At 69.6% G+C, this 12,908-nt stretch carries 12 protein-coding genes; 6 read left to right on the forward strand and 6 right to left on the reverse strand.

The features are described from left to right. The first annotated feature begins 203 nt into the window (after positions 1 to 203). On the forward strand, positions 204 to 944 hold the full coding sequence (locus tag STRNI_RS12875) for an ABC transporter ATP-binding protein (protein ID WP_109892818.1): 741 nt from the start codon (positions 204 to 206) through the stop codon (positions 942 to 944). After that, on the forward strand, positions 926 to 2,107 hold the full coding sequence (locus STRNI_RS12880) for a hypothetical protein (protein ID WP_159485940.1): 1,182 nt from the start codon (positions 926 to 928) through the stop codon (positions 2,105 to 2,107). Before STRNI_RS12875 ends, STRNI_RS12880 begins: the two co-directional genes overlap by 19 nt. Before the next feature lie 242 nt (positions 2,108 to 2,349). On the opposite strand, the gene STRNI_RS12885 is transcribed toward STRNI_RS12880, so the two are convergent. After that, entirely contained in the window at positions 2,350 to 2,778 is a 429-nt protein-coding gene (locus STRNI_RS12885) for a RidA family protein (RefSeq protein ID WP_277411293.1), read from the reverse strand. A gap of 135 nt (positions 2,779 to 2,913) precedes the next feature. Here STRNI_RS12885 and STRNI_RS12890 point away from each other — a divergent pair, with 135 nt between their 5' ends. The 3 genes from STRNI_RS12890 (at position 2,914) to STRNI_RS12900 (ending at position 5,593) form a co-directional block, all read left to right on the forward strand. Next, entirely contained in the window at positions 2,914 to 3,321 is a 408-nt protein-coding gene (locus STRNI_RS12890) for a MarR family winged helix-turn-helix transcriptional regulator (RefSeq protein WP_018087119.1), read from the forward strand. A gap of 1 nt (position 3,322) precedes the next feature. After that, positions 3,323 to 4,489, forward strand: coding sequence for an LOG family protein (locus tag STRNI_RS12895; RefSeq protein WP_051103992.1), 1,167 nt, complete (start codon positions 3,323 to 3,325; stop codon positions 4,487 to 4,489). Positions 4,490 to 4,654: 165 nt separating this feature from the next. Further along, positions 4,655 to 5,593: a DMT family protein gene (locus STRNI_RS12900; protein WP_018087121.1), complete on the forward strand. Its 939-nt coding sequence runs from the start codon at positions 4,655 to 4,657 to the stop codon at positions 5,591 to 5,593. A 94-nt stretch (positions 5,594 to 5,687) separates the two neighbouring features. Here STRNI_RS12900 and STRNI_RS12905 read toward each other — a convergent pair whose 3' ends face one another. From STRNI_RS12905 to STRNI_RS12925, 5 genes are all read right to left on the reverse strand, one after another. Continuing rightward, on the reverse strand, positions 5,688 to 6,761 hold the full coding sequence (locus STRNI_RS12905) for an ABC transporter ATP-binding protein (RefSeq protein ID WP_277411294.1): 1,074 nt from the start codon (positions 6,759 to 6,761) through the stop codon (positions 5,688 to 5,690). After that, entirely contained in the window at positions 6,762 to 8,414 is a 1,653-nt protein-coding gene (locus tag STRNI_RS12910; protein ID WP_262371338.1) for an ABC transporter permease, read from the reverse strand. Between the two features lie 68 nt (positions 8,415 to 8,482). After that, positions 8,483 to 9,559, reverse strand: a complete 1,077-nt coding sequence (locus tag STRNI_RS12915; protein WP_093647056.1) for a thiamine ABC transporter substrate-binding protein — start codon at positions 9,557 to 9,559, stop codon at positions 8,483 to 8,485. A 257-nt stretch (positions 9,560 to 9,816) separates the two neighbouring features. Further along, positions 9,817 to 10,923, reverse strand: a complete 1,107-nt coding sequence (gene rlmN, locus STRNI_RS12920; RefSeq protein ID WP_093647057.1) for a dual-specificity RNA methyltransferase RlmN — start codon at positions 10,921 to 10,923, stop codon at positions 9,817 to 9,819. 135 nt (positions 10,924 to 11,058) lie between these two features. Further along, positions 11,059 to 11,286, reverse strand: a complete 228-nt coding sequence (locus STRNI_RS12925; protein WP_018087126.1) for a DUF7660 family protein — start codon at positions 11,284 to 11,286, stop codon at positions 11,059 to 11,061. 368 nt (positions 11,287 to 11,654) lie between these two features. On the opposite strand from STRNI_RS12925, the gene STRNI_RS12930 reads away from it, so the two are divergent. Further along, the gene (locus STRNI_RS12930; RefSeq protein WP_274738392.1) at positions 11,655 to 12,884 is read left to right on the forward strand and encodes a PIN-like domain-containing protein; all 1,230 of its coding nucleotides are present in this window, start codon (positions 11,655 to 11,657) and stop codon (positions 12,882 to 12,884) included. Positions 12,885 to 12,908 lie beyond the last annotated feature (24 nt).

A 12,908-nucleotide genomic window follows, 5' to 3' on the forward strand; every position in this document is an offset into this window, starting at 1 on the left:
CCTCCCGGCCCACTCGTACACAATTGAATATCCAGCGGCTCAGATTCACTCACTTCAAGCCATACGAGTGAATCTGGGCCGTTGTGCTGCCAAGCGGCGAATACCGGGGGTCACCAATCCTTACCGTGCTTGTGACCGATACCCTCCATGGTCGTTCACCCGGTCGGGGGAACGATTCGACGCCTACAACAAGAGGTGCGCAGATGGTGGCCCCGCCTGACAACGACGTTCTCTGGGCCCGCGGCCTGCACCACACGTACGGCGGCACCTCCGCCCTCGCCGGAGTCTCCGTCGGCGTCCGCGAAGGCGAGATCCTCGCCGTCACCGGCCCGCGCGGCAGTGGTAAGACCACCCTCCTGAAATGTCTCTCCGGTCAACTCGTCCCGGCCGAGGGCGAGGTCTGGTTCAACAGCGCCCCCGTGCACACCCTCTCCTCCCCCAGCCGCGAACGGCTGCGTCTGGACCGGTTCGGCTGGATCGACACCGAACCGCACCTCGTCGGCGAACTCACCGCCTGGGAGAACGCCGCCCTCCCCCTCCTGCTCCGCGGCACCGGCACCCGCTCCGCCAAGCACACCGCGATCGAATGGCTGGACCGCCTCGACGTCGGTATGTGCGCGAGCCGCCGCCCCGCGCAGCTCGACCAGTCCCAGCGCCAGCGCGTCGCCATCGCCCGCGCCCTCGCCACCACCCCCCAGGTGCTGTTCGCCGACGAGCCGACCGCCCCGCTGCACCGCGCCGACGGCACGCAGGTGCTGCGCACCCTCACCACCGCGGCCCGCTCCCATCAGATCACCGTGGTCCTGGCGACCCATGACCCCGATGTCGCCACGCTGGCCGACCGGTCCCTCGCGCTCCTCGACGGCCACCAGTCGACCGGTGCGCCCGCCGGCACCGGTTCCTCCGATGAGGAAAGCAGGGCAGCGTGCTCGCTCTCCGTCTAGCCCGCGGCTCTCACCCCCTCGTCCTGCTGCGCCGCCTCTCCGTCACCGCCGCGGCGGCCGGCACCGGCTTCCTCCTGCTCTCCACCGTCGGCCATGCCGCCGGTCATCCGTCCGCGGCCGACGAGTCGTTGGTGCGCCTGTTGTGGTGCGCGGCCCCGCTCGCCGCCACCGCCCAGTTCGCGGTGTCCACGGCGCGTACGGACCCCGCCGCCCGTCTCCAGCGCGGGATGACCGCCGCCGGCCTGGGACCGCTCCGTCTCACCCTGCTCGCCACCGCCTCCACCGCATTGACCTGCTTCCTCGGCGTCCTGCTGTCCTTGCTGGTGTTCTTCCGGCTCCGCGGCGACCTCGGCGGTCTGGGCCACCTCGGCCGCCCTTCCTCCCTCGGTATCGACGCCGACCTGCTCGGTGCCGGCCACCCGGTGCCGCTCGTCGGCGCCCTGATGCTGCTGGCGACCGTGCCGCTGACCGCCGCCGCCGCGACCGCCGTTTCCCTGCGCCCCCGCGACGAGGCCGGCTCCCCCGAGACCGGGACCCGCCTCAGGACCGCCCCGCCCTCAGGTCTCCCCTGGGGCATCGCCCTGGCCGCGGCCGGCCTGGCGATCGAGGCGTACACCAGCCGCGGCGCCCACGCCGCCGGCGGACTGCTGCCGCTCCCTGGCCGATTGGTCGGCAGCCCCCCTGGTGTACTCGCCGGCTGGGCGATGTCGGCCTTCGGTCTCGTGCTGGCCGGTCCCGGTCTGGTGCATCTGTGCGGCCGACTGCTCTGCGCCGGCCGCCCCGGCGCACTGCGTCTGCTGTCCGGGCGCGTACTCCAGGAGGAGTCGCACCGCCTCGGCCGCCCGCTCGGGGTCCTGTGTGCGGTCGGCTCCGCCGCGTATGCCGCCGTGAAGGTGTACGAAGCCTCTCCCTCCCGTCCGTTCGGACCGCTCACCGCTGTGGGCGCGGCAGTCGTCCTCGCCTGTGTCACGGCCAGCGCGCTCACCGCCGCACTGGAATCCCGCTCGGCCCGCGCCCACACCACGGCAGCCCTCCGCCGCCTGGGCGCGTCCGCCTCCGTCCTCCACCGCGCCGCGGCCCTGCGCTTCCTGGCTCTGGTCCTCGTCCTGGCCCCCCTGACCTGGACCGTCGCGGAGATGGCCACGCTTCCGCTGGTGCATTGAGGGGTGTGGGTGTGGGGGGAGGGGCGGCCCGTCTCCCTGACGGCGTCGACCATGTCAGCGCGGCCGGCGGGCCGACCGGCCGACCGGCCGACCGCCCCACCGCCGAGCGACCACCCCGCCGCCGAGCGGCGGCCCCGCCCGCCCGGGACTGCACAACAGCCCGCGGCACCACCGGGAATGAGCTGCCCCCGGCGCCCCCGTCCGTACCACCGCGTGATCCGGTGCGGCGGGGGCGGCGCTCCTCAGCGCGCGAGCGCCGTGGCCTCCACCTCTATCCGCCATTCCGGCTGGGCCAGCGAGGACACCTCCACCAGCGTCTCCGCGGGATAGGGCTCGGACAGGAACTCCTCGCGCAGTGTGAGGAGCTGGCCGACGTCGGCAGCCATGTCCGTGATGAAGACGCCCACCTTCACCACATCGGCGAGCGAGGCACCCGCTGCGGCGAGCACCCGCTCGACATTCGCGAACGCCTGGCGCCCCTGCGTCAGGAAGTCGTCGGCGACGGTCCGGCCCCGCTCATCGATACCCGCCTGGCCCGAGACATGGATCAGTCCGCCCGCCCTGATGGCCTGCGAGATCTTGTGCGGCTCATACCAGTCGGGAGTCGTGGCGATCCGCTCGATGTCTCGCCGGCCCTGCCCTTCGACGGCAACGTCCACCGACATCGTCATCACTCTCCCCCTCACGTCCATGCACACACATTCCTTGCATGCGCATACATAAGTTTCTGCTGCATGTACGCTGCTGTCAAGAGCCCGGCGACGCACGGCGAAAACGCAGAAGAGAGCGGCAGAAGGCAGAGGGCGATGGACGCGGAGCACTGGGACCGGCTCGGCGCGCTGCACACACGCGTCGAGCAGGAGCTGGCGAAGGCCCTGCAGCAGCACCACAGCATCGGGCTGTCCGAGTACCGCGCGCTGGCCAGGCTGGCCGAGGCGGACGACGGCGAGCTGCGGATGCAGGAGCTCGCCGACCTCATCGGCCTCAACCAGAGTTCCGTGAGCCGGCTGGCCTCCCGCCTGGAGTCGTCCGGGCTGACCCGCCGCGATCTGTGCCCCGATGACCGGCGCGGCGTGTACAGCGTGATCACGGACGAGGGCCGGGACGTACAGCGACAGGCGCGCCCGACCTACGACAGTGCGCTGCGCGCCGCACTCGACGCGGCGGCCGCGGACGGACACCTCGGCCCGCTGGTGGCCACACTGCGGTCCTAACATGACGGACGTGCAGTCGAATTCACAGCCCTCAGCGTCCCGCCGCACCCACACCCACCACGACCACGACGACCGCGAGATCGAGTCCCTGGAGGAGTTCGACCAGGTCGTCGCCTCGGGCAGCCTCGCCGGACATCGCATCCAGTCGGTCGATCTGACGGACCGTACCTTCGCGCTGCTCAGCGCGGACACCACGGAGTCCGTGTTCCTCGGCTGCGTCATGGAGCCGGACGCCGCCGCCAAGATACGCGCCGGTGGCGCCCTGGTCTTCCCTCCCGTACCGGGCCTGCCGTTCGATCCCTACCGGGGCGGCCTGTACGGCCCGGACGAGCTCTTCGACGGGCTGGCCGGCACCGGCTTCGACGCCACGCCGGACGCCCGCACCTACCGCTGGTATCAAGACACCAAGTCGGACGGCGACATCTTCGCCTCGATGCTGCGCAGCATCCATGACGACGCCGTCTCCGACGCCCTGGACGAACACCTCGCCGGTACCCAGGTGGTGGGCGTCATGGGTGGCCACGCCCTGGAGCGCGGCTCCGCGGCCTATGCGGGCGCGGCCCGGCTCGGCCGCCGGCTCACCCGCGACGGGCTGACCGTCGCGACCGGTGGCGGCCCCGGCGCGATGGAGGCGGCGAACCTCGGGGCGTACGCCGCGCCCTTCGAGGACGAGATGCTCGACTCGGCGCTGGAACTCCTCGCCAAGACACCGCACTTCACCCCGTCCGTCACGGACTGGGCGCGGGCCGCCTTCGAGATACGGCACAGCCGGCCGGGCGGCGGCGCCTCGGTCGGCATCCCCACCTGGTTCTACGGCCATGAGCCGCCGAACGCCTTTGCGTCCCACATAGCGAAGTACTTCGTCAACGCGGTGCGCGAGGACGGCCTGCTGGCGCGCTCCACTGCCGGCGTCGTGTTCCTGCCGGGCGCGGCCGGGACCGTACAGGAGATCTTCGACAATGCGACGCCGAACTACTACCAGTCGCGGGGCGAGCCGACCCCGATGGTGCTGGTGAACCGCGCGCACTGGACAGAGAAGCTCCCCACCTGGCCGCTGCTCCAGGCACTCGCCGCGGACCGGCCCATGGCGGCCCGGATCGCCCTGGTCGACTCGGTGGACGAAGCCCCGGACGCGCTGGCCCGCCTCCGCACCCAGGCGCCGTCCTGATCCGACGGTCGCCCTCCGCCTCTCCTGCGCCGAAGGCCGGACGCCGCCTCCCGTAGGCCGACGACTCGATGTGTTGGCCACCGGAGGCAACTCCCGTCCCCAAATGCACGTCTGCCAGGAAGGTAATGAACAGGTAATGCAGACAGCGGGCGAACGGAGCTCTTGGTGATCATCGGTCTTCTGACGGCCGTGGCGGCGTCGGCCTGCTACGGCACGGGATCGGTCCTGCAGGCGGTGGGCTCCCGCAAATCCGCCCGCCGGGAGGCGGCCAAGTCCTCCGCCTCCGGTGTCACCCAGCATGGCGGGCCCAGCCTGTCTTCGACCGCGAAGGCGGCCGTGACCTGGGAGTTCATGGTGGGCACGGTGCTGGACTTCGTCGGGTTCGGGCTGGGCGCGCTGGCGGCCCGGCTGCTGCCGCTGTTCCTCTCCCAGACCGTGATCAGCGCCAATCTCGTGATCACGGCCGTACTGGGCATCAAGCTTCTCGGCATCCGGCTCAGCCGGGCCGAGTGGTCCTCCATCGGCGTGGTCTGTGCGGCACTGGTGCTGCTGGCCACGGCCGCGGGGCCGGAGGGCAGCGGCCACACACCGATCGCCACACACTGGTGGCTGCTCGTCGCCACCGTCGTGCTCATCGGCGGCGGCACGCTGATCGTGCGTCTGCTCGGCGGACGGGCCGCGATCCTGGCGGGCCTGCTCTCCGGTCTGGGGTTCGGCGCGCTCGGTGTCGGCGTACGGGTGCTGAACGGTGTGGACCCCTTCCACCTGCCGTCCCTGCTCGGCGACCCCGCCCTGTACGCGATTCTCGTCGCCGGTATCGGGGGCATGTATCTGCACACCGTCGCCCTGCAGATCGGCTCGGTGAACGGCGCCACGGCGGCGCTGGTGGTGGGCGAGACGGTGGTACCCGGCATTCTCGGCGTGCTGTGGCTGGGGGACTCCTCCCGTCCGGGCTTCGCCTGGGTCGCCGTCCTCGGCTTCGTGGTGGCGGTGGCCGGCGCCGTCGCGGTCGCCTGGTTCGGCGAGCCGGAGCCGGAGCCCGGCGCGCCTCAGGCCGGGTCACCGGAGGCCGACGAGCTGCCCACGGAGGTCGCGGCCCGCTGAGGCCGCCTCCGGTCCTGCACGACACAACTGGCGGACGCGGGGCGCCCGGTAGCGGCCCACGGCCCGGCGCCCCGCCGGCCGCCCCTCCGCGCGGTCAGCCCGCCGCGGCGGAGGCGTCCAGCACCACCACGTCCTGCGCATGGAAGGCGATGCCCACCCGCTCGCCCACTTCGGGCGCGTCCCGCAGCGCGCAGGCCGCCTCCACCTGCGGTCCGCCGGACGGCTGGAGCAGCAGCGCGACATGCGTGCCGCGGAAGGTACGGGCGGCGACCGTGCACGGCAGGCCCTCGGGGGCGGCCGTCAGCCGTACCCCGGCCGGACGGACGAGCAGCCGGCACGGCCCGTCCGGGGTGGCCGCCGGGACGGGCACCTTCCCCCAGGGGGTGGCGGCGGCCTCGCCCTGCACCGTCGCCTCGACCACGTTGTCGAAGCCGAGGAAGCGGGCGACGAATTCGGTGGCGGGCCGCTGCCAGACCTCCAGCGGGGTGCCGGTCTGTGCGATCCGGCCGTCCTGCATCACCACGACCCGGTCCGCGAGCGCGAAGGCCTCGCCCTGGTCGTGGGTGACGGCCAGCACGGTGGTGCCCAACTCGTGGAAGAGCCGTCGGAGTTCGACGACCAGCCGTTCGCGCAGTCCGCGGTCGAGCTGGCCGAGGGGCTCGTCCAGCATCAGCAGACGGGGGCGCGGGGCCAGGGCGCGGGCCAGGGCGACCCGCTGCTGTTCGCCGCCGGACAGGGACGCCACGGCGCGCCGCTGGGCGCCCGGCAGCCCGACGAGATCCAGGAGTTCGGCGACCGTACGCTCCTGGTCACCGCGCGGGGAACGCCGCATCCGCAGCCCGAAGGCGACATTGCCCGCGACATCGCGCTGCGGGAAGAGCTGGTGGTCCTGGAACATCAGGCCGACCCCGCGCCGGTGGGTGGGCGCTCCCGACTGGTCCCGCCCCTCCAGCAACACCTGTCCCGCGTCGGCCTGTTGGAGCCCGGCGACCACCCTCAGCAGAGTGGACTTACCGCTGCCGCTCGGCCCCAGGACGCACACGATTTCGTGGGCGGCGACCTCCAGATCCACCGCGTCCAGCGCGGGGCGCCCACCCGCGTGGAAGCGGACGGTCACCCCGCCCAGCCGCAGCAGCTCCTGTGCCGTGCTCCCGGCCCGTGCCGTCATCTAGAACTCCCCGGATCGGTCGATGGGGCGGAGGCGCTCCAGTACCAGCAGGGCGGCGGCGCACACCACCATCAGGATGGTCGACAGGGCCATCGCCTGCCCGTAGTTGAGCTCCCCCGCACGCCCCAGCAGCCGCGCCACGGCGACCGGCAGCGTCGGCTGGTCCGGCCGCGCGATGAAGACCGTCGCGCCGAACTCACCGAGCGACACGGCGAAGGCGAAGCCCGCGGCGATCAGCAGGGCCCGCCGCACCATCGGCAGGTCGACCTCGCGCCACACCCGCCAGGGCGAGGCGCCGAGCACGGCGGCCGCCTCCCGCAGCCGGCTGTCGACCGCCCGCAGGACCGGCAGCATCGTCCGGACCACGAACGGCACCCCCACCAGCGCCTGGGCGAGCGGGACCAGCCACCACGAGGCGCGCAGATCGAGCGGCGGTTCGTCGAGGGTGATCAGGAAGCCGAAGCCCACGGTCACCGCGGAGACCCCCAGGGGCAGCATCAGCAGCACGTCGAAGCCGCGGACGAACCGGCTGACCACGGGGGTCCGCCCGGACGGGCCGCGGCGCAGCCTGGGGAGGGTCAGGGCGGCGGCCGCCAGTCCGCCCACCACCAGCGCGATCACGGTGGCCGCGGCCCCGTAGGCGAGGGAGTTCCACAGGGCGTCGAGGGGGGCGACGGCGAAGGTGCTGTCGGCGCTCGCGGCGGAGGCCAGCGAGGCGTAGAAGACCGCTCCGTAGCCGTCCGGCCCGGCGAACGACCGCTCCACGAGCACCACCAGCGGCACGAGCAGCAGCACGGCGATGACGGCGAACGTCCCCCACAGCAGCGCCCACTGGCCGCGGCCGCGCGGCCGGCGGGCCGTCTGCGACGCGTCCACGAGCCGGAGCGCGGATTCCCGGCGGCGCACGGTCCAGGCGTGCAGCGCCAGTACGCCCAGCACCGCGGCGAATTGGATCATGGTGAGGACGGCGGCCGTCGGCAGATCCAGGAAGTCCGCGGTCTGCCGGTAGATCTCCACCTCCAGCGTCGAGAAGGTGGGGCCGCCCAGGATCTGCACCACCCCGAAGGAGGTGAAGGTGAACAGAAAGACCATCAGGGCGGCGGCCGCGACGGCCGGCCCCAGCGCGGGCAGGGTGACCCGCCGCCAGGCCTCGAACCGCCCGGCTCCCAGCACCCGCGCCGCCTCTTCCTGACGCGGATCGAGCTGTCCCCAGAGCCCGCCGACGGTCCGTACGACCACGGCGTAGTTGAAGAAGACATGCGCCAGCAGAATCGCCCACACCGAGGTGTCCAGGCGCACGCCCCACAGGTCGTCCAGCAGTCCGCCCCGCCCGACCAGCGCCAGGAAGGCCGAGCCGACGACGACGGTCGGCAGCACGAACGGGACCGCCACGACCGCCCGCAGCAGTTGTTTGCCGGGGAAGTCGAAGCGCGCGAAGACATAGGCGCCGGGCAGCGCGATCAGCAGCGTCAGCCCGGTCGAGGCCGCCGCCTGCCAAACGGTGAACCACAGCACATGCACGACGTCCGGGTCGCTCAGCACGGCACCGAACCGGCTGAGCTGCCACTGTCCGCCGTCCTTGAGGCCCCGTCCGACGATCGCCACTACGGGATAGGCGAAGAACAGCGCGAAGAAGGCGAGCGGCACCGCCATCAGGCCGAGCCGCACCGCCGTCCCCCGCGCGGGCCTGCCGCGCCGGGCGCCGGTGACGTCCGGAGGCGTTACTTCAGAACGAGCGAGGACCACTGCTTGATCCACTGTTCGCGGTTCTTGGTGATCTTCTCGGGGGCCAGCGTCGCCGGCTTGTCGATCGTCGTGCCGTACTTGGTGAACAGCTCCGGCACCTCGGCATCCTTGCGGGCCGGGTTGACGAACATCTGCAGCGGTACGTCCTCCTGGAACTCCTTGCTCAGCAGGAAGTCCAGCAGCGCCTTGCCGCCCTTCTCGTTCTTCGCGCCCTTGAGCAGACCGCCGAATTCGATCTGCCGGAAGCAGGTGCCGGCCGCGACACCGGTCGGTGCCTCCTTGGGCGCGGGCTTCTTGCCGAGCACCTCGGCGGGCGGGCTGGAGGCGTAGGAGACCACCAGCGGCTTGTCGCCCTTGCCCTTGCCCGCCGCGGAGCCGGAGAACCGGTCGTTGTAGGCCTGGTCCCAGCCGTCGACGACCTCGACGCCATTGGCCTTGAGCTTCTTCCAGTAGTCCGGCCAGCCCTTCTCGCCGTACTTGGCGATGGTGCCGAGCTGGAAGGCGAGCCCCGGGGAAGAGGTGGCGGAGTTCTCCGTGACGAGCAGCCCCTTGTACCGGGGCTTGATCAGATCGTCGAAGGTCTTCGGCGGCGCGATCTTGTGCCGGTCGAAGTAGCCGCGGTCGTAGTTGACGCAGATGTCGCCGTAGTCCAGCGGGGTGACCCGGTGCTCGCCCTTGTCGAGCTGCAGCCCCGCGGGGACCTTGTCCAGCCCCTTGGCCTGGTAGGGGCTGAAGAGGCCCTCGTCCAGACCGCGCGAGAGCAGGGTGTTGTCGATCCCGAAGAACACATCGCCCTGGGGGTTGCCCTTGGACAGGACCGCCTGGTTCACGGCCTTGCCGGCGTCCCCGCCCTTGAGCATCGTGACCTTGTAGCCGCTCTCCTTCTCGAAGGCGGCCAGCACGGACTTCGAGACGCGGAACGAGTCATGGCTGACCAGCGTGACGGTTTTGCTGTCCGCGCTCCCGCCGCCCGAGCTGCCGCACCCGGCGAGGGCGGCGATACCGACCGCGGCGACGACCGCCGCCGCGGTGATCCTGCTGGTGGTGCTCACTGATTTCCTCCTGGCTGGCCAGGAAGAGACGCGGCCCTGCCCGATGTCCACGGCTTCCGACGTCCGGGGACGTACGGAGGGGACTTCGGGCAGGGCGCAACAGCATGAGTGACGACCGAACTTCCTACCCGGAATGACCCGGGCGAGGTTCAAGGGTCTGCGGGCACCGTAGGACTACGACGCTTCCGCACTCTCAGCGCTGTGGCGCTCCCCTGTCGGAATGTGCATTTGTTCGACCACACCGTACCAGCGGGCGGTCAGCGCTCCGAGGCCGCGAGCTGCCCGCAGGCGCCGTCGATCTCCTGGCCGCGGGTGTCGCGGACGGTCACCGGCACCCCGTGCGCCTCGATGGCCTGGACGAACGCCCGCTCGTCCTCGGGACGCGAAGCGGTCCACTTCGAGCCGGGCGTCGGGTTCAGCGGAATCAGGTTCACATGGACCCGCTTGCCCTTCAGCAGCCGGCCCAGCAGATCACCGCGCCACGCCTGGTCGTTGATGTCCCGGATCAACGCGTACTCGATGGAAATCCGCCGCCCGGACTTCTCGGCGTACTCCCACGCCGCGTCCAGCACCTCCCGCACCTTCCAGCGCGTGTTGACGGGCACCAGCGTGTCGCGCAGCTCGTCGTCCGGGGCGTGCAGCGACACGGCCAGCCGGCACTTGAAGCCCTCGTCGGCGAACCGCAGCATCGCCGGCACCAGCCCGACCGTGGAGACGGTGATCCCCCGCTGCGACAGCCCCAGCCCGTCGGGCTCGGGGTCCGTCAGCCGCCGGATCGCGCCGACCACCCGCTTGTAGTTGGCGAGCGGCTCGCCCATCCCCATGAAGACGATGTTGGACAGCCGCGCCGGCCCGCCCGGCACCTCACCGTCGCGCAGCGCACGCATCCCGTCGACGATCTGGTGCACGATCTCGGCGGTCGAGAGGTTACGGTCCAGCCCCGCCTGCCCCGTGGCGCAGAACGGGCAGTTCATACCGCACCCGGCCTGCGACGAGATGCACATGGTGACCCGGTCCGGGTACCGCATCAGCACCGACTCGACGAGCGTCCCGTCGTGCAGCTTCCACAGCGTCTTGCGCGTGGTGTCGTCATCGCACGAGATGTGCCGCATGACCGTCATCAGCTCCGGCAGCAGCTCGCTCGCCAGCTTCTCGCGCGCGGCCGCCGGGATGTCGGTCCACTGCGCCGGGTCATGCGCATAGCGGGCGAAGTAGTGCTGCGACAGCTGCTTGGCGCGAAACGGCTTCTCCCCGATGGCGGCCATCGCTTCGCGACGCTCGACGGGGCTGAGATCGGCAAGGTGCCGCGGAGGCTTCTTGGCCCCGCGCGGCGCTACGAAAGTGAGTTCTCCGGGTGCAGGCATGGTGCGTCCAGTGTGGCAGATCGTCTACGGCGGCCCAGGCCACAGCGGGGTGGGGCCGGTCACCTCCTGTGGCCCTCTGCCACTGGCGGCCGGCCTCACACGGCTCGGGGACGGCCCAGGGTTCGGGCCGGGGTGCTACTCGTACACGGTGGCTGCGCTCAGCGCTCTGGCGAAGAAAGCCCAGTCAGCGTTGTCAGGTAGGTCATGGCCGGTGTTCCTGTACCAGCCAGCCGCATCGTCGATCCAGGCGGCGAGAGCCTCCAGGAAGTCACCGAGATCGGCGTTGTCCCACGCGGCGGCATTTTCGGCATGGTCACGGTGCAGGGAGCGGACAAACGACGCCAGCGCTTCCCTGCTGTCCACACGATCAGGAGACGAAGTCATGGGCGTGGACGTTACTGCCCTCGGGACGACTGCTTTGTAAGCCTGGTGGTGGCCTCTTTGTAAGCCTGATGGCGGCCTCCAGCGCATCCGCGGTGGTCACGCCACGCGTCGTCTCCTCCCGTCGGCAACGCAGTCGCTGAACTTCGATGAACCTCGTTGGCCGTGGCCGACCGCCCGACCAGGCCGGCGCCGCAATGGAATATTTCCCTGATTCGTAGAGCCGCCCCAACAAATCAAGGAATCACAGCGTTCAGCTCCCTGCAGCGCTCATAGTGCTCTAACCTGATTCAGAAGATTGCGAACGATCATAGGTGTCGCACAAGGGGGCGATTCTTATCAGCTCTTTCATGGAGCCATTCTCCAGTCACTGGAGAATGGCGAAAGGGGAACTTTCACAGGCACTTAAAGAGTCGCTCGTCGTGATCGACTCCAGTGTCCTACTGGACCTCTATCGCGTCACACCGATCGCCAGAAAGGAAATGATCGAGAGCCTTCTCACAGTCAAGGAAAACATTTGGGTTCCACATCAGGTTGCACTTGAATTTCATCGCAACAGAGTCGAAGCTGCACGCGATCAGCTTGCCTTCTACGACGAGACGTGCAAGTCGCTTGAGACAGCACAAAATCAGGCCCTGCAGCGTCTTAATGAGTTTGCAAATCGCTCGGCCCTCGATGGCAACGAGAAGAAAAGACTCAAGGAGCCACTTGAGGATGCCTTTCGCGCTGCCATCGACCGAGTTAAATCCCATCAAGGAGTGTTCGACCTGACAATCAGTAGAGTGCTCAATGATGACCCTGTATTGAGGGCACTAGCAGAGCTTCTTGACGGGAGGGTCGGACAGCCCCTTCCCGAGGACGATTACGTTAAGGCACAAGCTGAGGCTGCCCACAGGAGAGACAACCGGATACCGCCAGGATATAAGGACAGGGCCAAGAGGACTAACCCTGATGGGGATTACCTGTGGTGGGAGCAGACTCTCATCAAGGCGGCCGACGTGCGTAAACCCGTACTCATTATCTCCAACGATGAGAAAGAAGACTGGGTCAACAAACGACTCGACTTCTCCCTGGGGCCACGTGAGGAGTTGGTGGAAGAGATTAGGCGGCGCGCAGACGTTGCTTTACGGATCGTGAATTTCGCTACCTTCTTGGAGAGCGTAAAGGTCGGCACCGCAGTTTCAGTAAGCCGCGAAACACTATCTCAAGCAAACATCGCGAGACGGCAAAGCGAGAAGCGGTCCAGGAGAATCATTGTGAGCCGTGCCGTCGTTGAAAGCTTTGAGGAATTCGCTGTGCGGGCGCTTGAGGGAAGAGGGCAAGAGCTCAGTGAGAGTATGGCGAGGCAAGCCAAGGCGGCTGACGATCCAGACATGAAGGAGCTACTGGACACTGAGGTCGCCCGCCACCAGGACGCAATCGAGATGTACCAAAGGTGGCTACAACAGCTGCGAGAGGCCGTCTCTCGAGCATCCAGGCTGAAGGATGACCTAGTTATTCATCTCGAGGATGACGCTTTGCGGCGTACGCTTCTCAAGCGCGTGTATGAGGCGAGGGAGGGGGGCGCAGACAATCCGTGAGTCGGTGGAGCGGTTTTGGGCGGG

The organism is Streptomyces nigrescens, assembly GCF_027626975.1.
GTDB classification, from domain to species: Bacteria; Actinomycetota; Actinomycetes; order Streptomycetales; family Streptomycetaceae; genus Streptomyces; species Streptomyces nigrescens.